An 18,400-nucleotide genomic window follows, 5' to 3' on the forward strand; every position below is an offset into this window, starting at 1 on the left:
CTTACCACTCCTTCCGATAGTCGTGGTTTGACGACACCATGTCCTTCAGCGTCGTCGGGCCGCCTTCGGGCTCGCTCGTGTGACGCTGGGCATTCTGCGTGCCCGCCTTGGGCGCCTTGCCCGCGGCCAGATCGTCGAGGATGCGCGTCATGCTGTCATAATCCAGGTCTTCGAAATTATCGTCGTTGATCTGGACCATCGGCGCGTTGGTACAGGTGCCCATGCATTCGACCTCGGTCAGCGTGAACAACCCGTCGGGCGTGGTCTTGCCCTTCACCATGCCGCGGTTCTTGCACGCGGCCATGACATCGTCCGACCCGCGCAGCAGGCACGGCGTCGTCCCGCACACCTGGACATGATAACGGCCGACGGGCGCGAGATTGTACATGGTGTAGAAGGTCGCGACCTCATAGGCGCGGATGAACGGCATATCGAGCGCGGCGGCGACGTATTCGATCACCGGTACGGGCAGCCAGCCCTGCGTCTGTGTTTCGGCGCCGACCTGCCGCTGCGCGAGGTCGAGCAGCGGCATCACCGCCGAACGCTGGCGCCCCGCGGGATAGCGCGCGATGACGGCCTTCGCCTTCTCGGCATTTTCCTTGGTCCACGCAAAAGCGCCCCAGCGCGCGCGGACTTCGGCTTCGTCTGGGATATTGGGTGCGTCGGCCATTAGCGGTCACACTCTCCAAATACGACGTCAATGGCGCCGATGATTGCGGTGGTGTCGGCGAGCATGTGGCCCTTGCACATGAAATCCATCGCCTGCAGGTGCGAAAACGCCGTCGGGCGGATCTTGCAGCGGTACGGCTTGTTGGTGCCGTCGCTGACCAGATAGACGCCGAATTCGCCCTTGGGGCTTTCGGTCGCGACATAGACTTCGCCCGCCGGGACGTGAAAGCCTTCGGTATAAAGCTTGAAGTGATGGATCAGCGATTCCATCGACTGCTTCATCTCGCCGCGTTTCGGCGGCACGACCTTGCGGTCGAGGCTGGCAATCGGGCCGCTGGGCATGTCGCGCAGGCACTGCTTGATGATCTTCGCCGACTGATAGACTTCCTGCACGCGCACGATGAAGCGGTCGTAACAATCGCCCTTCGTCCCCACCGGAATTTCGAAATCCATCTTGGCATAGGCGTCATAGGGCTGCGACTTGCGTAAATCCCACGCGATGCCGCTGCCACGGATCATCGGGCCGGAAAAGCCCCAGGCCAGCGCATCCTGCTTGCTCACCGTCGCGATATCGACGTTGCGCTGCTTGAAGATGCGATTGTCCATCACCAGGCTCATCGCGTCGCCGAACAGCTTGGGCAGGCGCGTCTCGCACCATTCGCCAATATCGACGAGCAGCTTTTCGGGCACATCCTGGTGGACCCCGCCGGGACGGAAATAGGCGCTGTGCATTCGCGCACCCGACGCACGTTCGAAGAAGTTCAGGCAATCCTCGCGCAGCTCGAACACCCACAGGTTCGGCGTCATCGCGCCAACGTCCATGACGTGGCTGCCGATGTTGAGCATATGGTTGCAGATGCGCGTCAGCTCGGCGAACAACACGCGCAGATACTGCGCGCGTTCGGGCACTTCGAGGTCGAGCAGCTTTTCGATCGCCAGCACATAGCTGTGCTCCATGCCCAGCGGCGAGCAATAGTCGAGCCGGTCGAAATAGGGCAAAGCCTGCAAATAGGTCTTATACTCGATCAGCTTTTCGGTGCCACGATGGAGCAGACCGACGTGCGGATCGACGCGCTCGATAATCTCGCCGTCGAGTTCCATCACCATGCGCAGCACGCCGTGCGCCGCCGGATGCTGGGGGCCAAAGTTGATCGTGTAATTGGTGACGACCTGATCGCCGGCGGTATCGGCCGTATCGACCGGATAGCCTTCGAACATGTCGCTGCCGTGATGCTTGACCTGCGGAGCGTCGGTCATGCGTCACCTCCTGAATCCTTGGGCGCCTTGGGCTTGCGCGGCTTGGCGGGCGCCTTTTCGGCCTTGGCGGTTGCCGGCGTCTTGGCCTTGGCCGAAGCCTTCGCCTTGGCGCCATCCTTGCTCGGCTTGGCGGCGGCCTTGTCGGCCTTCGCGCCCGCACCGGTCTGCGCGGGGCTATCGGTGGTCTTCGGCGTCGGCGGCGGCGGCGCCTTTTCGGCATCGACAGCCTTGCCGGCGGCCTTCTCGTCCGCCTTTTCCACCTGCTTGGCGGTCATCGGGGTCGGGGCGCCCTTGCCCGGCGCCTCGCCGGTTCCGCCGGCCTTTTCGTCGCCCGGCAGCACATAATCGGCGCCTTCCCACGGGCTGAGGAAGTCAAAGCTGCGGAAATCCTGCGCCAGCCGCACCGGTTCGTAAACGACGCGCTTATCCTCTTCGGAATAGCGCATCTCGACATAGCCGGTCAGCGGGAAATCCTTGCGCTGCGGGTGTCCCTGAAAGCCATAATCGGTCAAAATACGGCGCAGGTCGGGATTGCCACCAAACAGAACACCATACATATCGAACACTTCGCGTTCGAGCCAGCCGGCCACCGGCCATACCGTCACGATCGTCGGCACCGGGGTCGCCTCATCGGTCGCGACGCGGACGCGCAGGCGGTGGTTCCGGGTGACGCTCAGCAGGTGGTAAACAACCTCGAACCGCTCGGCGCGGTCGGGATAATCGACCCCGGCAATCTCCATAAGCTGCTGATATTCCAGCTCATCGCGCAGCATCACCATGACGCCTTCGATGGCTTCGCGGCGCACCGTCACGCTGTCTTCGTCGGCGGCAAAATCATGCGCGAGCAAATCCTTGCCCAGCAATTTCGCCAGATCGGCGCCCAGGCCTTCGCGGCGGGCAACAAGGGGAGCGGGATGGGTCATCAGCGTTCGATCGTCCCGGTGCGGCGGATTTTCCGCTGCAATTGCATCACGCCATAGAGCAAAGCCTCGGCGGTCGGCGGGCATCCGGGGACATAGATGTCCACGGGCACGATACGGTCACAGCCGCGCACCACCGAATAGCTGTAATGATAATAACCGCCCCCATTGGCACAGCTGCCCATCGAAATGACATATTTGGGGTTCGACATCTGGTCGTAAACGCGGCGCAGCGCCGGGGCCATTTTGTTGCACAAAGTGCCCGCGACGATCATCACGTCGGACTGGCGCGGCGATGCGCGCGGCGCGGCGCCGAACCGTTCCATGTCATAACGCGGCATGTTGACGTGGATCATCTCGACCGCACAACAGGCGAGACCGAAGGTCATCCACCAGAGCGAACCGGTACGCGCCCAGTTGAACAGATCCTCGGTCGAGGTGACGAGAAAGCCCTTGTCGCCGATCTCGTTATTGAGATCGTTAAAATAGCCCATATCGGGATCAGTCCCGGGCGCCACCGGCATCTGGCCGGGCATCAGGATGGTGCTGTTGCTCATTCCCAATCCAACGCCCCTTTCTTCCATGCGTAAATCAGGCCGACACCAAGTTCGGCCAGGAAAATCATCATCGTCGCCCAACCGGCCCAGCCGATCTCTTCCAGGCTAACCGCCCAGGGAAAGAGAAAGGCGGCCTCCAGGTCGAAAATGATAAACAGAATGGCGACCAGATAGAATCGCACGTCAAACTGACTGCGGGCATCTTCAAAAGCGGGAAAGCCGCATTCATACTCCGTCAGCTTGGCCGGGTCGGGCTTGTGCGCGCCCGTCAGCCTTGCCACCCCCATGGGGAGAAAGACGAACGCGGCGGACAGACCTAGGGCGATGACCAAAAAGATCAGGATCGGCAGATATTGCGTCAGATCGACCATGGGAACTCGCAGTCCAGTTGTGCAACTATCGGGGTGGTCGGCCACCCTTCGTTGCGGGCGCTTTAGGCCAGCGCGCCACAGGTCGCAAGCACTGCGGGCAGGAAATTATGCCCTTTGCGCTGGCCGGGAGAAAGGGCGCTGGCGAGGCCCGACCCGACTGTGATAGGCCGACTGCGGGTTGCGAGGCCGGGCTATCCCGGACCGGGTTCAATTCTGGGGAGTTTTCATGCGAGATTTTGCCTTTGGTACATTTGTCGCGGCCAGCGCTGCCGCGCTTTTTGCTGCTACGCCGGCACAGGCCGAACTGGTCAATGCGACCAACCCCGATACGATTAAGAAGATAATCGAATCGCGTGGCTGGCCCGCCACGCTCGTCAGCAAGGACGGCGACGACCCTTATATCGAAAGCAACCGCGACGGCCTGAAGTTCCTGGTGCTGTTCATGAATTGCACCGAGAACAAGAATTGCAAGACGCTGCAATATTATATGGGGTTCAGCGACGCCAAGGACGTCAACCTCGAACGGCTCAACCAGTGGAACAAAGAAAAGCGCTTTGCGCGCGCGTATCGCGACGGCGATGGCGACCCGGTGCTGGAAATGGACGTGGACCTCGATTTCGCGGGCCTTCCGCGCGAGAATGTCGGCGAAAGCTTCAACACTTGGGCTTCGCTGATGGATTCGTACCGCGAGTTCATTTTCGAAAAATAGGACCATCGATGCGAGAGGGGTGGAGACGGCGCGTTCTGGGGTTGTCGCTGGCGGCGGCAATCACCCAGTCCGCATATGCCGAACGCCCAGCGCGTGCAGCAGAGGCCGCGCAGGCTTCGACCGGCCAGGTCCACCCCGAACCGCACGCCATCGCCGAAGCGCTCAAGGCAGCCGACCGTCCGGCAGAGATCAAGACCGACGAAAGCGGCGATCGCTACATTGTGTCCGGTTATCAGGACCGGAAATTTCTGGTCTATTTTTTCGATTGCGGCGAAGGCGTGCGTGCGACGCCCTGCTCGGCCATCCAATTCTATATCGGCTTCACCATCGGTCGCCCCTTTCCGTTGGAGCGGATCAACGCATGGTCGCGCGATTACCGATTTGGACGCGCCTATGTTGACGGTGACGGCGACGCTGTTCTGGAAATGGACGTCAATTTCGACGGCAGGCCGATGTCCAGCGACCTGTTCAAGGACAATATCGACATCTGGCTCGAGTTGATGTCGCGGTTCGACGAATATGTGTTCGAACGGGCGAATCCCCGCCCCAGCGCCAAGACGCCAGGAACGGGGAAGACCGATTAAGTCGGTCAGGCGTTGCGCAGTGCGCCCGCCACAAGCTTTTGCAGCTTGGAATGGACAGCCCCGCTGCCCGCAATGAATTCGCTGCGCTCGATCGCGCGATCACCACCGCGAAAATCGCTGACGAAACCGCCGGCTTCGCGCACCAGCAACATGCCGGCGGCGACATCCCAGATCGACAGGTCGCTTTCCCAGAAACCGTCGAAACGCCCCGCTGCGACCCAGGCGAAATCGAGACTGGCCGCTCCAAAGCGACGAATGCCCGCGACTTCGGGGGCGACCGCACCGAAAATCCGGCTCCACTGAGCCATATTGCCGTGCCCCATATAGGGAATGCCGGTGGCGATCAGGCTTTCGTTAAGATTGCGCCGCGAGGATACCCGCAGCCGCCGGTCGTGCAACCATGCGCCACGGCCGCGCTCTGCCCAATAGCTTTCGTCGGTGATCGGCTGGTAGATCAGCCCGGCGGTTATGTCGCCCCAGCCGCCGCCGAGTTTGGGCTCCTGCACGGCAATCGAAATCGCGAACTGCGGAATGGCGTGCAAAAAGTTCGAGGTGCCGTCGAGCGGATCGATAATGAAGCGCGGCTTGCCGGGGTCCCCCTCGATCTCGCCTGCTTCTTCCATCAGAAAACCCCAGCCCGGACGCGCATGGGTCAGTTCGTCATACAGCGTACGCTCGGCGGCCTGATCGGCCTTGGACACGAAATCCGCCGGCCCTTTTTGCGACACCTGCAGATGTTCGATTTCGCCGAAATCGCGGCGCAGCTTGGTGCCGGCCTTGCGCGCGGCGCGTTCCATAACGGTAATGATGCCGGAAATGGCCATAATGCTTCCCTCCAACACGTCATCCCGGCGAGAACCGGGATCGCTGTCGGCAATATCAATCCATAACGACCCCAGCCTTGGCGGGGGTGATCTTCGTCAATCCGCGCGGCGGACATACTCGCGGTCATAGACGTTGACCACGATGCGCGTGCCGCTGGTGATATGCGGCGGCACCATCACGCGCACGCCATTGTCGAGAATCGCGGGCTTATACGACGACGATGCGGTCTGTCCCTTCACCACGGCGTCGGCTTCAACGATCGTGGCTTCGATCTGTTCGGGCAGTTCGACCGAAATCGGGCGCTCTTCCCACAGTTCGAGGACAACCTCCATACCGTCCTGCAGGAATTCGTGGGCTTCGCCGACGACGTCCTTGGAAATGATGATCTGCTCGTATGTATCCTTGTCCATGAACACCAGATCGTCGCCTTCGGCGTACAGATACTGGAAATCCTTGGTGTCGAGACGGACCTTTTCGACCGTATCAGCGCTGCGGAAGCGATTGTTCAGCTTGCGGCCGTCGATCAGATTCTTGGCTTCGACCTGCATATAGGCGCCGCCCTTGCCCGGTTGGGTGTGCTGGATCTTGGTGACTTTCCAGATGCCGCCTTCATATTCGATAATATTGCCGGGACGGATTTCAACGCCGGTGATCTTCATCGCGCACACTCACATTCAACAAGGATGGAAAGAGCCGCCGACGCGCATCGGCGCGCCGGTCATAGAAGCGGCCCCTTAGCTTCCAGAAACGTCAGAGGCAAGCCGATTGGACCGTTGCGCCAAAAGCGCCCCGCTGAAACGGCTTTGTCGCATCGATCCAATAACCGGGGAAGGCCCGCTGTCATAGAGCAACGCATGATGACCACCAAATGCAGCCCCGCCCCCATTCGACCGGTCGATACGAAACCGCTCCGCGGCTCTGCCCCCTGTGCCGGTCTGTTCGGGTGGAGCGCAGGCCGCGAAGCCGCCGCAAGCTCCCCTCGCCCCATGCGGGGTGTGCGGAACGCCGCCTAGTCAATAGGCCGAGCTGACAAAATCGCGTCAAATGCGCGCACAGCGGCACCGGGCCCTTCCGCATGGGTCCAGACCGCACTCGATACAGCCAGAAAATCGGCCCCCGCATCGACCAGCGACTTGGCATTCTCCGGCGTTATGCCGCCGATCGCCACACAGGGCAGTTCGAACAATCCCTGCCACCAGCGCAGAATTTCGGGTTCGGCGCGATGCTCCACCTCTTTGGTCGTGGTCGGGAAAAAGGCGCCGAACGCGACATAGTCCGCTCCCGCCTCTCCAGCGTCCATCGCCAGATGCCGACTTGCATGGCAGGTAACGCCAATCTGCGCATCGGGGCCGAGCAGGCGCCGCGCTTCCCGCGGGTCGCCATCGCCCTGCCCCAGATGCACGCCGTCGGCACCGATCCGCTTGGCCAGCGCCATATCGTCATTGACGATGAAAGCGACGTCGTGGTCGGCGCAAATCGCCTGAAGGGGTTCCGCTAGCCGAGCCGCCTCATGCTGATTCACCCCCTTGACCCGGAACTGGAACGCCGCGACCGGCGCAGCGGACAGGGCTTCGGCAAGTTTGGCGGGGAAATCCTCCCCCACATCTAGCGGCGAAATCAGGTAAAGCTGGCAGGTGATCGTGGTCATGGCGGGTTCATAGCGATGCTGCCATTGGCGGGCAAATGCAGAACGCATTGCCCCTTTTATCTTCCGCGCTCGCCGCCTTGACCCTGTCGGGCTGCGCCACCACCAATCAACCGACCCCGCTTCCCAATGGGCGCAACGTCGCGCTGGGCCAGGCGGCCTTTGCCGACGGCCCGATCATCCAGCCGGTCGCGGTGCTGGAAGACAGTCGCTGCCCCGTCGGCACGCTATGCGTCTGGGCGGGCCGGGTGCGCGTCAAAATGCTGTGGCTGCGTCCGACGGGCGAGAAAAAGCCCTTCGAAGTGACGCTCGGCGAACGCTCGCAGATCGCCGACGGCAGCCTGCTGCTCGAATCGGTTCTTCCTGCCAAGAGGGCGGACAGCGTGATCGCTCCTGCCGATTATCGTTTTTCGATGCGTTTCGACGGCGGATTCTAGCGCCGCTCAATATTCGACCACTTCATGTATAGCGACCATTTCCCGGCAACGGGCCGACGATTATCGTCCATCGCCGGAATGAAGGGAACCCTGCCTGGTTCTCGCAGCTTGCCGCAGAACCACGCCGCGACCCGATAGGCGGGGCCCTTCCCCACGGCCGGCACGCAGGACACCGCACGCCCCTGCGGATCGACATCGACCGACACACCGATAGTTGGATTCGTGGCATCCAGTTCGCGGAGCACCTCGTCCGGCAGGTCGAGGAAGGCGAAAATATTATCCATGACCCCGCGAAGCTCGGGACGCTTGGCCGCCGAGGCGGGCATCGCCACCAGCGCGATACCAACACCCGCCAGAAACAGGAAATTGCGAAACATCAAAGACCCCCTTCCCATCCCCAAAAGCATAAGGATGTGATCCGAACGCGCAAGGCGTGGGTCAGCAAAGGCGCGCCAACAGGAAACCGTCCCACTTTTTCACGCCGACCGTCTGCACCGCGGTCGCGTCGATTCTGGGATCGCCCGCCAGCATGTCGAACAAGGCCCGGGTGCCCTCTATTCGGGGATCGTCGCTTGCGGGGTCAAGGATGCCACCTTCGCGCACGACATTGTCGACAACGATCGTCGCACCCCGCCGTCCCAGGCGGATGGCGGCATCGACATAGGCGGCATTTCCTTGCTTGTCGGCGTCGATGAACACGAAGTCGAAGGGCGGTTCACCGACCATCGCCGCCAGGCTGTCATGCGCGTCCCCCACCCGAATATCGACCTTGTCCGCCAGCCCGGCCTGTTCCAGATTGGTCCGCGCGACATCCGCATGGCGCTGATCGATTTCCAGCGTCACGACCCGGCCATCATCGGGCAGCGCCCGCGCAAGCCAGATCGTCGAATATCCTCCGAGCGTCCCGATCTCCAGGATATGACGTGCACCCGCCATCTGGGCCAGGAGGAACAGCATCTTTCCCTGAGCCGGAGACACGTCGATCGGCGGAAGCTCCTGCTCGCGGTTGTAAGCCAAGGCCGCGGACAAGGCAGGATCATCGCCGAGCAGCTTGTCGCCGATATATGCATCGACCGCGCTCCAGGTCGGCTCGTTCATACCCCGCCTCCGATATCAACCTCGCGAAGGGGATTGCCGTCATCGATGAACAGGCGCCCTCCGGGCTTCAGCACGGCCTTCAGCCGGGTGGTGGCAGCAAGGCCCGCTGCGGGATGGCGGCCGTCAAGCGCTCCGACACGAACGGCAAAGGCGAAATCATAACGCGCCTCCCCCGGTTCCAGTTCAAGATCCTCGATGGCGACATGCCGATAGGACATCCGCCCGGACGCAATCAGTTCGGCCGATTGCGCGGCCGCCTGGGCGATGGCCTTGGCCGATCGGTCGATCCCGAGGATATGTCCCGTGCCGATCCGCTGAGCGATGGCGCGCGACGCGGCGCCCGGACCGCACCCTATCTCCAAAATACGAAGCCCCGCCGCAAGCGGCAGGGCTTCCACTATTTGCTGAAGCCGGGGCGAAAGCGCCGCGGCCATGTCGTTAGGCGACCGAGGCCGCGTGAATTTCGTCAATCGCACCGCCAAGCGAGGCGTTGAACTGGGCGTCGTCCATCTGGTGCCGCAAATCTTCGAGCAGCGCGCGACTGAAGCTTGCGATCATACCGCGATTTTTGGCCAGTTCGGCGCAAGCCTCGGGGCGGGCGAAGCCGCCCGACAGGGCAACGACGCGCAGCACCTTGGGATGATCGACCAGCGAAGCGAACAAATTCGCCTCGGCGGGAATCGACAGTTTCAGCATCACCGGGGCGCCGTCCCAATTGTCGAGTGCCGCGGTCAGTTCCTGGAGCAGCAGCCGGTCCGCACCATCGCGTTCGCCGCTCTTGATATTCACTTCGGGTTCGATGATTGGAACCAGGCCATGCCCGGCAATGCGTGCCGCCTCCGCAAACTGCTGTTCAACAATCGCCTTCACCCCGGCAGGGTTGGCGAGGTTTACGACGCTGCGCATCTTCGTGCCGAAAACACCCTTCGCAACCGCACGCTCGCACAATGCGTCGAGGTCCGGATTGGGCTTCATCAACTGAACGCCATCGGCCTCGGTCTCCAGCCCCTTGTCGACCTTCAGGAACGGTACGACGCCGCGTTCCCAAAGCAAGGTCGGCACCGCTTTTCCGTCCGCTTCGCCATCCATGGTGCGCTCGAACAGGATCGCACCGATGACCTTTTCGCCGTTGAAGCAGGGCGCGGTCACGATGCGACTGCGCATAGCATGGATCAGGCCGAACATTTCCTCGTCATTGGAAAAGGCATCCTCTCCGATACCATAGCCCTTCAGCGCCTTGGGCGTCGAACCGCCGCTCTGGTCGAGTGCGGCGATAAAGCCCTGCCCCGATTTGATCTGTTCCAGCATCTCGGCATTGGCGGTCGTCATAACGTCTCCGGTTATTTGCATACGTATGTGATGGCGCGCATAGCCCCCCGCCCGATCGGATGCAATGCGCGGGCGGCGGGTATTGCCCAATAATCTCAGCGCCTGAAACAGGCGCGGCATATCACGTCGATCGGATGCCGCTGGACCGCGTGACACTCTCCGATACCACTGACGATCGAAATCGCGGCGTCTTCGACCGCCAAGTACATTGCCGAAAACAGGCTGGTGCCCGATCAGCGCTTATCGCGCCAGCGCTTCCACCCCTGGCAACGGCTTGCCTTCCATCCATTCGAGAAAAGCGCCGCCTGCCGTTGAAACAAAAGTAAAATCATCCGCGACCCCAGCATGATTTAACGCCGCCACGGTGTCGCCGCCGCCGGCAACCGAGGTCAGTGACCCTTCGCGGGTCAGCGCCGCGGCGGTTCGTGCCAGCGCGACAGTCGCCGTATCGAACGGCGGGGTTTCGAACGCGCCAAGCGGGCCGTTCCATACCAGCGTACGGCAATTCTTGATGGCATCGCCCAGCGCTTCGACGGCGGCGGGGCCAACGTCGAGGATCATCTCGTCCGCCGCGACCTCGTGAACGTTGACGGTGCGGGTCGGCGGATTGGGAGCGAATTCCTTAGCCACCACGACATCATACGGCAGGTGGATGGTGCAGCCCGCAGCATCCGCACTGTCGAAGATCGCGTTGGCGGTATCGACAAGGTCATGTTCACAAAGCGATTTTCCGACATCAACCCCGCGCGCAGCAAGGAAGGTGTTTGCCATACCGCCGCCGATGATCAGATGGTCAACCTTGCCGACCAGATTGCGCAGGACGTCGATCTTGGTCGAAACCTTGGCACCGCCCACCACCGCGGCGACCGGATGCGCGGGATTGCCAAGAGCGGCGTCGAGCGCCTTCAGCTCGGTTTCCATCGCGCGTCCGGCAAAAGCCGGAAGTCGCCGTGCGACCCCCTCCGTGGAGCCATGCGCCCGATGGGCGGCGGAAAATGCATCGTTGACATAGATGTCGCCGACTTCAGCCAGCGCGTCAGCAAAAGCGGGGTCGTTCTTTTCTTCGCCCGGGTGAAAGCGTGTGTTCTCAAGCACCGCAACGTCACCGGGAGCCAGCACGGCGATCCCGGCTTTCGCCCCTTCGTCGATGCAATCGGGGATGAACATCACCGAATGGCCGAGCACGTCTTCCAGGCCGCCCATAACAAGGCTGAGCGACTGGGTCGGATTTTTGGCACCCTTGGGGCGACCGAAATGGGCAAGCAAAAGGACGATCGCCCCCTTGGCCGACAATTCGCGGATCGTCGGCACCGCGGCCTGAAGCCGCGTTGCGTCGCTGACCGCACCGTCGATCATCGGGACGTTCAAGTCAACGCGGACCAGTATCCGCTTCCCCGTCACATCACCAATGTCATCGAGGGTCTTGAAATCGGCCATATTCTTGCTCCAATTGTCGTTGTGCCCCGCCGAAGCGGGGGCACATAGACAGCTTTAAATCAGCTTCGCGATCACCCCGGCGGTATCGACCATGCGGTTCGAGAAGCCCCATTCATTGTCGTACCAGCTGACGACGCGAACGAGCTTGCCTTCGAGAACCGCCGTTTCAAGGCTGTCGATCGTCGAGCTGGCCGGGCAGTGGTTATAATCGATCGATACCAGCGGTTCGTCGGAAAAGGCCAGGACGCCCTTCAGCGCGCCTTCGGCCGCATCCTTCAGGATCGCATTGACCTCTTCGACGCTCGTGTCGCGCTTCGGCGTGAAGGTCAGGTCGACCAGGCTGACATTCGGGGTGGGGACGCGGATCGCCGAACCGTCGAGCTTGCCCTTCAGTTCGGGCAGGACTTCACCGACCGCGCGGGCAGCGCCCGTAGTGGTCGGGATCATCGACATGCCCGCGGCACGCGCGCGGCGCATGTCGCTGTGGATCTGGTCCAGGATCTTCTGATCGTTGGTATAGGCGTGCACCGTCGTCATCAGGCCGCGTTCGATCCCGACGCTGTCGTTCAGCACCTTGGCAACCGGGGCAAGGCAGTTGGTGGTGCAGCTGGCGTTCGAAACGATCTTGTGATCGGCGGTCAGCTTGTCATGATTCACGCCGTAAACGACGGTCAGATCGACGCCCTTTGCCGGCGCGGAGATCAAAACGCGCTTTGCACCGGCGGCGAGATGCTTGCCCGCGCTTTCGGCGTCGGTGAAGAGACCCGTGCACTCCAGGGCGATGTCGATACCGAGTTCGGCATGCGGTAGGTTGGCGGGGTCGCGCTCCTTGGTCACGCGGATCGCCTTGCCGTTCACCACCATCGTGTCGCCATCCGCCGACACATCGCCGGGGAACGGGCCGTGGATGCTGTCGCGCTTGAACAGCAGCGCATTGGCCTTGGCGTCGGCAAGGTCGTTGATCGCGACCAGTTCGAGCCCGCAATCCGGGCGTTCGAGGATGGCGCGGGCCACCAGGCGGCCAATGCGTCCAAAACCATTGATTGCGACTTTTACTGCCATGTCGAAACGTCCTTTCTGCGAGGGGTATCGCCGGTGCTTACGCGCCGAGCTTTGCCATGATCTGGGGGGTGATTGCGTCGGCGGTCAGGCCGAAATGCGAGTAGAGGTCGTCGATCGGGGCCGAGGCGCCGAAGCTGTCGATGCCGAAACGCAGGCCGTCGCGGCCGGTGTAGCGTTCCCAGCCAAAGGTGGTGCCTGCCTCGATCGAGACGATCAGCGCATCATCAGGCAGGATATCGGCCTGATAGGAGGCATCCTGTTCGTCGAACAATTCCGTCGAGACCATCGAAACCACGTCGGCGCCCTGGCCCGCGGCCTCAAGCTTGTCGGCCACATCCAGCGCCAACGACACTTCCGACCCGGTTGCGACCAGCACGACCTTGCGCGCAGCCGCCGCGGCGCGGAGGCGATAACCGCCTTTGGCACACAGGTTTTCCGTGACGTCATGACGCAGCGGCGCCAGATTCTGACGGGTCAGCGCGAGCAAAGTCGGTCGCGCCTGCTGCGCGAGCGCGAGCGCCCAGCATTCGGCGGTTTCGACCGCATCGGCGGGGCGCATCACGAGCAGGTTCGGCATCGCGCGTAGCGACTGGAGATGCTCGATCGGCTGGTGCGTCGGGCCATCTTCCCCCAGCCCGATGCTGTCGTGGGTCATCACATAGACGACGCGCTGACGCTGGAGCGCCGACAGGCGGATCGCGGCGCGGCAATAGTCGGCAAACACGAGGAAGGTGCCGCCATAGGGGATAAGGCCGCCGTGCAGCGCCATGCCGTTCATCGCCGCAGCCATGCCGAACTCGCGGATGCCATAATAAATATAGCGCCCAGAATAATCGCCTTTTGTCAGCGGCTTGGTTGATGAAGTCTTGGTATTGTTGGAACCCGTCAGGTCAGCGCTTCCACCGATCAGCGACGCGATATCGGCCGTCAGCGCCGTCAGGGTGTTTTCCGACGCCTTGCGCGTTGCCACCTTCGGCGGTTCGGCGACCAGCGAATCAACATAAGCCTTGAAGGCCGCGCCGGGCACGACATTTCCGGCCAGTCGATCTTCGAATTCCTTTTTCTCTTCGCTATTTGCAAGGCGTTCCGACCATTCGGCATGTGCCGATCGACCACGCGCGCCGAAGCCTTTCCACGCCTCGGCAATGTCGGCCGGGATCACGAACGGTTCGGCCGTCCAGCCAAGCACTTCGCGCGCGGCGGCGATTTCATCGGCACCGAGCGGCGAGCCGTGGGTCGCCGACGTGCCCTGCTTGTTGGGCGCGCCGAAGCCGATCACGGTGCGGCAGGCGACCAGCGACGGGCGCGGATCTGCAACCGCCGCATCGATCGCGCGGCGAATATCGGCGGGATCATGCCCGTCACAGCTTTCGACGTGCCATCCGGTCGCCGCATAGCGGGCTTGCACATCCTCGCTGGTCGAAAGGTCGGTGGCGCCGTCGATGGTGATCTTGTTGTCGTCCCACAGCACGATCAATCGCCCGAGCTGCAAATGCCCGGCGAGCCCGATCGCTTCGTGGTTGATGCCTTCCATCAGGCAGCCATCGCCAGCGATCACCCAGGTCCGGTGGTCGACCAGATCGTCGCCATAGAGCGCATTGAGGTGCCGTTCGGCAATCGCCATGCCTACCGATGTCGCGAGCCCCTGCCCCAGCGGACCGGTCGTGGTTTCGACACCCGCGAGCTCGAAATTCTCCGGGTGGCCCGCGCACGGGCTGCTGAGCTGACGAAAGTTGCGGATCTCGTCCATCGTCGGATGCGCATAGCCAGCGAGGTGCAGCGTTGCATAAGCCAACATCGATCCGTGCCCGGCGGACAGGACGAATCGGTCGCGATCAGCCCAGCGCGGCGCGGCCGGATCAAATTTCAGATAGTCCGAATACAGAATGGTCGCAACGTCGGCCATGCCCATCGGCATCCCCGGATGACCGCTGTTCGCGGCCTGTACGGCGTCCATCGAAAGCGCGCGGATCGCGTTGGCGAGCTGGCGTTCGGGCAGTGTCATTTGTCCCCCGGAATTGGCTGGGCTGTCGGGCGGGCGCCGGGGTTCGACCTGGCACCCGGATGTGATGCGGAAAGCCCTTTGCGGCCGTGGGGACAGGAGTCAACCGCCCGGCGCATAAAATCCCGCCCTTCCGTACCGGTCCGGCGGCGACAGGCCGGTCGCGACAGGCAATTGCACCGGCCTGTGCCGACTGCTAACCTGTTGGGCATGGAACTCGATCTCGACGAATCCAGCCTGGCCATCGGGCGTATCGAGCGCGCGCTCAGCCGCATCGAAAAGGCGCTGTCCGATCGCGCGAGCCGCCCTGCGGCGGCGCCGATACCACCACCGACGTCCGAACAATCGGCGCTAAAAGCCGAAGTTGTAGCGGTTATCGGCGAGCTCGACCGACTGATAGCGGAGGCTGATCGTGGCTGATGTCCGCCTGACCATCGCCGGACGCGCCTATGACGTCCATTGCGCCGACGGGCAGGAGCAGCAGCTCATTCAGCTCGCCGCCATCGTCGATGAAAAGGCGCGCGGCATCACCGGCGGCACCGAAGTGCGGCAGCTGCTGTTTTCGGCGCTGATGCTGGCCGACGAAGCGCTGGAGGCAAAGGCGCGCGTCAACAAGGCCGAGCCGCAATCCGATTCGCTGCGCGCCGCCGTCGCGCTCGCCGAAAGCCGCGAGGCGGAGGTTCGCGGCGAGCTCGCAAACGCTCGAGCAGAAATCGCCGCCCTCAGGAAGGCGGCGGAAAGCCAGCCCGTGTCGCCAGCCGCGCCGCCAGCCGGGCCGCAAACCGTCCCGTCCGCGCGCCCGTCCCACGATCGCGCGCTGCTGGCGATCGCGGATCGCATCGAAACGCTGGCGGCAGAGGTCGAGCGCCTTGCCTGACACGCAAAGCGCTTGAGCACGGCGCAGGGCGCGCCTACATAGGCGGCGGCGGGTACTGCCCGGCACGAGCCGCTGCGAATATCCCTGAGGCGATACATCATCCAAGGGAGCCGTCCCTGCCCGGACCCTGGTCCGACGTACATGGCCCCCACCTGACGTTACTGGCGTCAGAGGATTTTCCGGCAAACGACCCCATGGTGGTCCCGCCAACCCGCTGGAAAGCAGCCTGAGAAAGCCCGGAGACGGCCATGACCGACATGTCGGCCGACCCGGTCGAGCAAAAGGCCAGACTTCGCGAGCGACTGCGCTTTCGGCGACGCCATTTTGCCGAGGGACTGGGCGACATGGCCCGCATGGTCGCGTTTCGCGCCCTTCCCGCGCCCCTGCTCGCAATTGCCAGCAAACATCAAATTGTCGGCGCCTATGCCGCCTGGGGTGACGAGCCGGACATCCTGCCCATGCTGGGCGGGTTCGATATCGCCCTGCCCTACCACGCCGCGCGCGTTGCGACGATGAACTTCCGGCGGTGGGATCCAGCAGCTCCCTTGACGAAAGGCCCCTGGGGCACCCCGCAGCCCGCCGATGACAGCGCCGAGGTTCAGCCAACCCTGATTCTTTGCCCGCTGGTCGGGTTCGATCGGACAGGCGGGCGGCTTGGCCAGGGCGGCGGCCATTATGACCGCTTCTTCGCTTCTCATCCCGGCGCGCTGCGCATCGGGATCGGGTGGGCGGTACAGGAAATCGACTCGGTCCCGGTCGAATCGACCGACGCCCCACTGGACGCGGTGCTGACCGAGCAGGAGTTCATGCGTTTTGGAGACAGGCTGTGAGTAACGAACCCGCGAATCCCCAACCCAGCTGGCGCAAGCCCGTAGGCATGGCGATGATTCTGACCCTGATTCTCGTCTGGGCGATCATCATCGGCAGCCTGTCCCCGTGGGTCGGCGCCTGGCCGGTGCTGGTTCAGGCCATTTTCTATCTGGCGGCAGGAATTGTCTGGATACTTCCGCTGAAGCCGCTGCTGCGCTGGATGGAGCTGGGCTGCTGGCGCAGCTGAACCCGAAAAGCGCTGACCGCTGAACGCGGAAAGCCGCCCCAAAAGGGGCGGCGTCCACTTGTACCTTCGTTGAAACCAAGCGCGCCATCCTGCTGATAACAGACAGGAAATGGCGCGAGTGACGGGGCTCGAACCCGCGACCTCCGGCGTGACAGGCCGGCGCTCTAACCAACTGAGCTACACCCGCTTGGGCTTGGGAGACGCGCCAATATGCGCCGCGCCCCGACCTGTCAACCGTCGCTTTCATTCTCGCTTCGATTTAATCGGTCGCGCATCTCCTGCGCGGTGGTCAGCGTGCCCCGTTCGAACAGGAAACCCGCCAAATCCGGTGTCCCGGTGGATTGCAGTACCGTCTGCAAAATAAGCAGCAGCGGAACCGCGAGCAACGCACCGGGGGCGCCCCACACCCATCCCCAAAAGCTCAAAGAGACGAGAATCAGCAAGGGATTGATCGTCAAACGCTTGCCCAGCACCAGCGGCGTGATCAGATTCGCCTCGACCGTGTGCACACCGATAAAGATGATTGCGGGCAAAAGCGCGATGCCGACCGCGTCGAAAGTCATCAGACCGCCCAGTCCCAACAGGACAGCCGCGACGATCGGTCCCAGATAGGGCACGAAATTGCACATGCTGACGATTCCGCCCCACATGAAAGGCGACGGCATGCCCAATGCCCACAACAGCAATGCGACGATCAGGCCCAGCACGGCGTTGATCATCGTAATGGTGGCCAGATAATCGGCGGTGGCATCGACGACATTCTGAATCACGCGGGCCGTCTGCATCGCACCGTCAAAGCTGCCCCGCCGGCGGATCGTGCCTTTGCGCAGCCGTGTCCACCCCGCCAGGAAGAAGAAGATGACGAGCACCGCGAAAAAAAGCTGGATCGCCGCCGCGGGCGCCGCAGAGATGAAATAATCGACCACCGAGGTCGGCGCCGTGGCGGCCACGGCCTGCGCCGTTGCCTCGGTCCCGCTCGCCACCGACATCAAGGTTCGATCGACAAATTTCTGCAGCGTCGAATAAAAGTCGATCAGCGGCGCCAGATTGCTTTGAATCCGGGGGATCGATTCGGGAAGGCGGGCGAACCAGCCCGTGGCCGGCACCACGATGATCGCAAGGGCCGCGTTGACCAGCGCAAGAAAGGCTGCAAGCGACAGAAAAGATGCAAGGCTGGATGGCACGCCGCGCCGTTCAAGCCACTCGAGCAACGGCACCAGCGCGATCGCGATCACGATCGCGGCGGTCAGCGGAAGGAAAAACTCCGCTCCGGCCTGGAGCGCGAAGGGAAGACCCAGGCAAAAGGCGGCACCCAGAATGAGCGTCAACGCCGCCAGCAGCCGATCGCGGCGGAAATCGTCGATCTCGATCTGTTGCAGGGGACTGATCCGCGGCGGGCGCTGGTCCCTCGTCCCCCTGTCCTCGGCCACGTCTCCTGCTCCTTTCATTGCCAGCCCCGTTCCTACGCGACCTTCGGCGTTGGCGCCAGCGGCCAGAGAAAGCGCCACCCCAATCGCTTCGCCGTCCCATAATGGAACAGAAACGCAATTCCTGCCGACGCTTT

23 protein-coding genes and 1 tRNA gene are annotated in these 18,400 nt (G+C 62.7%); 7 read left to right on the top strand and 17 right to left on the bottom strand.

Annotation, left to right across the window (positions count from 1 at the left end):
- Window position 1: 1 nt before the first annotated feature.
- Genes U0S50_RS03905 through U0S50_RS03925 form a run of 5 tightly spaced genes read right to left on the bottom strand, consistent with a single transcriptional unit; the run spans window position 2 to window position 3,774 of the window.
- Entirely contained in the window at window positions 2–670 is a 669-nt protein-coding gene (locus U0S50_RS03905; RefSeq protein ID WP_322307459.1) for an NAD(P)H-dependent oxidoreductase subunit E, read from the bottom strand.
- The gene (locus U0S50_RS03910) at window positions 670–1,887 is read right to left on the bottom strand and encodes an NADH-quinone oxidoreductase subunit D (RefSeq protein WP_322307836.1); all 1,218 of its coding nucleotides are present in this window, start codon (window positions 1,885–1,887) and stop codon (window positions 670–672) included. Before U0S50_RS03910 ends, U0S50_RS03905 begins: the two co-directional genes overlap by 1 nt.
- A gap of 35 nt (window positions 1,888–1,922) precedes the next feature.
- Complete coding sequence (locus tag U0S50_RS03915) at window positions 1,923–2,849, bottom strand: NADH-quinone oxidoreductase subunit C (protein ID WP_322307460.1); 927 nt, start codon at window positions 2,847–2,849, stop codon at window positions 1,923–1,925.
- Complete coding sequence (locus tag U0S50_RS03920) at window positions 2,849–3,403, bottom strand: NuoB/complex I 20 kDa subunit family protein (protein ID WP_416194949.1); 555 nt, start codon at window positions 3,401–3,403, stop codon at window positions 2,849–2,851. Before U0S50_RS03920 ends, U0S50_RS03915 begins: the two co-directional genes overlap by 1 nt.
- A complete protein-coding gene (locus tag U0S50_RS03925) occupies window positions 3,400–3,774 on the bottom strand; it encodes an NADH-quinone oxidoreductase subunit A (RefSeq protein WP_322307461.1) in 375 nt (124 codons plus the stop codon). The genes U0S50_RS03920 and U0S50_RS03925 overlap by 4 nt, the downstream gene beginning before the upstream one ends.
- Window positions 3,775–4,000: 226 nt before the next feature.
- Between U0S50_RS03925 and U0S50_RS03930 the strand changes: the two genes are divergently transcribed.
- A complete protein-coding gene (locus U0S50_RS03930) occupies window positions 4,001–4,483 on the top strand; it encodes a YbjN domain-containing protein (protein ID WP_322307462.1) in 483 nt (160 codons plus the stop codon).
- Between the two features lie 8 nt (window positions 4,484–4,491).
- On the top strand, window positions 4,492–5,067 hold the full coding sequence (locus tag U0S50_RS03935) for a YbjN domain-containing protein (RefSeq protein WP_322307463.1): 576 nt from the start codon (window positions 4,492–4,494) through the stop codon (window positions 5,065–5,067).
- A 5-nt stretch (window positions 5,068–5,072) separates the two neighbouring features.
- Here U0S50_RS03935 and U0S50_RS03940 read toward each other — a convergent pair whose 3' ends face one another.
- From U0S50_RS03940 to thiE, 3 genes are all read right to left on the bottom strand, one after another.
- Window positions 5,073–5,891, bottom strand: coding sequence for an inositol monophosphatase family protein (locus tag U0S50_RS03940; protein ID WP_416194950.1), 819 nt, complete (start codon window positions 5,889–5,891; stop codon window positions 5,073–5,075).
- Window positions 5,892–5,987: 96 nt separating this feature from the next.
- The gene (efp, locus tag U0S50_RS03945; protein WP_322307464.1) at window positions 5,988–6,551 is read right to left on the bottom strand and encodes an elongation factor P; all 564 of its coding nucleotides are present in this window, start codon (window positions 6,549–6,551) and stop codon (window positions 5,988–5,990) included.
- Window positions 6,552–6,901: 350 nt separating this feature from the next.
- The gene (thiE, locus tag U0S50_RS03950; protein WP_322307465.1) at window positions 6,902–7,540 is read right to left on the bottom strand and encodes a thiamine phosphate synthase; all 639 of its coding nucleotides are present in this window, start codon (window positions 7,538–7,540) and stop codon (window positions 6,902–6,904) included.
- A gap of 35 nt (window positions 7,541–7,575) precedes the next feature.
- On the opposite strand from thiE, the gene U0S50_RS03955 reads away from it, so the two are divergent.
- Entirely contained in the window at window positions 7,576–7,974 is a 399-nt protein-coding gene (locus U0S50_RS03955) for a hypothetical protein (protein WP_322307466.1), read from the top strand.
- Here the strand turns inward: U0S50_RS03955 and U0S50_RS03960 are convergent.
- The 7 genes from U0S50_RS03960 to tkt form a co-directional block, all read right to left on the bottom strand.
- On the bottom strand, window positions 7,971–8,351 hold the full coding sequence (locus U0S50_RS03960; protein ID WP_322307467.1) for a hypothetical protein: 381 nt from the start codon (window positions 8,349–8,351) through the stop codon (window positions 7,971–7,973). The genes U0S50_RS03955 and U0S50_RS03960 overlap by 4 nt on opposite strands.
- A gap of 61 nt (window positions 8,352–8,412) precedes the next feature.
- On the bottom strand, window positions 8,413–9,072 hold the full coding sequence (locus U0S50_RS03965; protein WP_322307468.1) for an O-methyltransferase: 660 nt from the start codon (window positions 9,070–9,072) through the stop codon (window positions 8,413–8,415).
- A complete protein-coding gene (locus U0S50_RS03970; protein ID WP_322307469.1) occupies window positions 9,069–9,506 on the bottom strand; it encodes a class I SAM-dependent methyltransferase in 438 nt (145 codons plus the stop codon). Before U0S50_RS03970 ends, U0S50_RS03965 begins: the two co-directional genes overlap by 4 nt.
- A gap of 4 nt (window positions 9,507–9,510) precedes the next feature.
- Window positions 9,511–10,401 (bottom strand): fructose bisphosphate aldolase, encoded by an 891-nt coding sequence (locus tag U0S50_RS03975; protein WP_416194951.1) that lies wholly within the window; start codon window positions 10,399–10,401, stop codon window positions 9,511–9,513.
- Window positions 10,402–10,641: 240 nt separating this feature from the next.
- A complete protein-coding gene (locus U0S50_RS03980) occupies window positions 10,642–11,838 on the bottom strand; it encodes a phosphoglycerate kinase (protein ID WP_322307470.1) in 1,197 nt (398 codons plus the stop codon).
- Between the two features lie 54 nt (window positions 11,839–11,892).
- On the bottom strand, window positions 11,893–12,900 hold the full coding sequence (gene gap / locus U0S50_RS03985; protein ID WP_322307471.1) for a type I glyceraldehyde-3-phosphate dehydrogenase: 1,008 nt from the start codon (window positions 12,898–12,900) through the stop codon (window positions 11,893–11,895).
- Window positions 12,901–12,937: 37 nt separating this feature from the next.
- Window positions 12,938–14,905 carry a transketolase gene (gene tkt, locus U0S50_RS03990; RefSeq protein ID WP_322307472.1) on the bottom strand — a complete coding sequence of 656 codons (1,968 nt, stop codon included), beginning with the start codon at window positions 14,903–14,905 and terminating at the stop codon, window positions 12,938–12,940.
- 183 nt (window positions 14,906–15,088) lie between these two features.
- On the opposite strand from tkt, the gene U0S50_RS03995 reads away from it, so the two are divergent.
- From U0S50_RS03995 to U0S50_RS04010, 4 genes are all read left to right on the top strand, one after another.
- The gene (locus tag U0S50_RS03995; protein ID WP_322307473.1) at window positions 15,089–15,322 is read left to right on the top strand and encodes a hypothetical protein; all 234 of its coding nucleotides are present in this window, start codon (window positions 15,089–15,091) and stop codon (window positions 15,320–15,322) included.
- Window positions 15,315–15,779 (top strand): cell division protein ZapA, encoded by a 465-nt coding sequence (gene zapA / locus U0S50_RS04000; RefSeq protein WP_322307474.1) that lies wholly within the window; start codon window positions 15,315–15,317, stop codon window positions 15,777–15,779. The genes U0S50_RS03995 and zapA overlap by 8 nt, the downstream gene beginning before the upstream one ends.
- A gap of 248 nt (window positions 15,780–16,027) precedes the next feature.
- Window positions 16,028–16,609 carry a 5-formyltetrahydrofolate cyclo-ligase gene (locus U0S50_RS04005; protein ID WP_322307475.1) on the top strand — a complete coding sequence of 194 codons (582 nt, stop codon included), beginning with the start codon at window positions 16,028–16,030 and terminating at the stop codon, window positions 16,607–16,609.
- Window positions 16,606–16,836, top strand: coding sequence for a DUF2842 domain-containing protein (locus tag U0S50_RS04010; protein WP_322307476.1), 231 nt, complete (start codon window positions 16,606–16,608; stop codon window positions 16,834–16,836). Before U0S50_RS04005 ends, U0S50_RS04010 begins: the two co-directional genes overlap by 4 nt.
- Before the next feature lie 110 nt (window positions 16,837–16,946).
- On the opposite strand, the gene U0S50_RS04015 is transcribed toward U0S50_RS04010, so the two are convergent.
- A tRNA-Asp gene (locus U0S50_RS04015) sits at window positions 16,947–17,023 on the bottom strand.
- A gap of 43 nt (window positions 17,024–17,066) precedes the next feature.
- Window positions 17,067–18,284 (bottom strand): AI-2E family transporter, encoded by a 1,218-nt coding sequence (locus U0S50_RS04020; RefSeq protein WP_416194952.1) that lies wholly within the window; start codon window positions 18,282–18,284, stop codon window positions 17,067–17,069.
- Window positions 18,285–18,400 lie beyond the last annotated feature (116 nt).

The organism is Sphingopyxis sp., from assembly GCF_034380315.1.
In the GTDB taxonomy this organism is placed as follows: domain Bacteria; phylum Pseudomonadota; class Alphaproteobacteria; order Sphingomonadales; family Sphingomonadaceae; genus Sphingopyxis.

Bases quoted from the DNA above. Each gene is read 5' to 3' on its own strand.
- U0S50_RS03905 (WP_322307459.1), bottom strand. From the start codon at position 670: ATGGCCGACGCACCCAATATCCCAGACGAAGCCGAAGTCCGCGCGCGC.
- U0S50_RS03910 (WP_322307836.1), bottom strand. From the start codon at position 1,887: ATGTTCGAAGGCTATCCGGTCGATACGGCCGATACCGCCGGCGATCAG.
- U0S50_RS03915 (WP_322307460.1), bottom strand. From the start codon at position 2,849: ATGACCCATCCCGCTCCCCTTGTTGCCCGCCGCGAAGGCCTGGGCGCC.
- U0S50_RS03920 (WP_416194949.1), bottom strand. From the start codon at position 3,403: ATGAGCAACAGCACCATCCTGATGCCCGGCCAGATGCCGGTGGCGCCC.
- U0S50_RS03925 (WP_322307461.1), bottom strand. From the start codon at position 3,774: ATGGTCGATCTGACGCAATATCTGCCGATCCTGATCTTTTTGGTCATC.
- U0S50_RS03930 (WP_322307462.1), top strand. From the start codon at position 4,001: ATGCGAGATTTTGCCTTTGGTACATTTGTCGCGGCCAGCGCTGCCGCG.
- U0S50_RS03935 (WP_322307463.1), top strand. From the start codon at position 4,492: ATGCGAGAGGGGTGGAGACGGCGCGTTCTGGGGTTGTCGCTGGCGGCG.
- U0S50_RS03940 (WP_416194950.1), bottom strand. From the start codon at position 5,891: ATGGCCATTTCCGGCATCATTACCGTTATGGAACGCGCCGCGCGCAAG.
- efp (WP_322307464.1), bottom strand. From the start codon at position 6,551: ATGAAGATCACCGGCGTTGAAATCCGTCCCGGCAATATTATCGAATAT.
- thiE (WP_322307465.1), bottom strand. From the start codon at position 7,540: ATGACCACGATCACCTGCCAGCTTTACCTGATTTCGCCGCTAGATGTG.
- U0S50_RS03955 (WP_322307466.1), top strand. From the start codon at position 7,576: ATGCAGAACGCATTGCCCCTTTTATCTTCCGCGCTCGCCGCCTTGACC.
- U0S50_RS03960 (WP_322307467.1), bottom strand. From the start codon at position 8,351: ATGTTTCGCAATTTCCTGTTTCTGGCGGGTGTTGGTATCGCGCTGGTG.
- U0S50_RS03965 (WP_322307468.1), bottom strand. From the start codon at position 9,072: ATGAACGAGCCGACCTGGAGCGCGGTCGATGCATATATCGGCGACAAG.
- U0S50_RS03970 (WP_322307469.1), bottom strand. From the start codon at position 9,506: ATGGCCGCGGCGCTTTCGCCCCGGCTTCAGCAAATAGTGGAAGCCCTG.
- U0S50_RS03975 (WP_416194951.1), bottom strand. From the start codon at position 10,401: ATGACGACCGCCAATGCCGAGATGCTGGAACAGATCAAATCGGGGCAG.
- U0S50_RS03980 (WP_322307470.1), bottom strand. From the start codon at position 11,838: ATGGCCGATTTCAAGACCCTCGATGACATTGGTGATGTGACGGGGAAG.
- gap (WP_322307471.1), bottom strand. From the start codon at position 12,900: ATGGCAGTAAAAGTCGCAATCAATGGTTTTGGACGCATTGGCCGCCTG.
- tkt (WP_322307472.1), bottom strand. From the start codon at position 14,905: ATGACACTGCCCGAACGCCAGCTCGCCAACGCGATCCGCGCGCTTTCG.
- U0S50_RS04005 (WP_322307475.1), top strand. From the start codon at position 16,028: ATGACCGACATGTCGGCCGACCCGGTCGAGCAAAAGGCCAGACTTCGC.
- U0S50_RS04020 (WP_416194952.1), bottom strand. From the start codon at position 18,284: ATGAAAGGAGCAGGAGACGTGGCCGAGGACAGGGGGACGAGGGACCAG.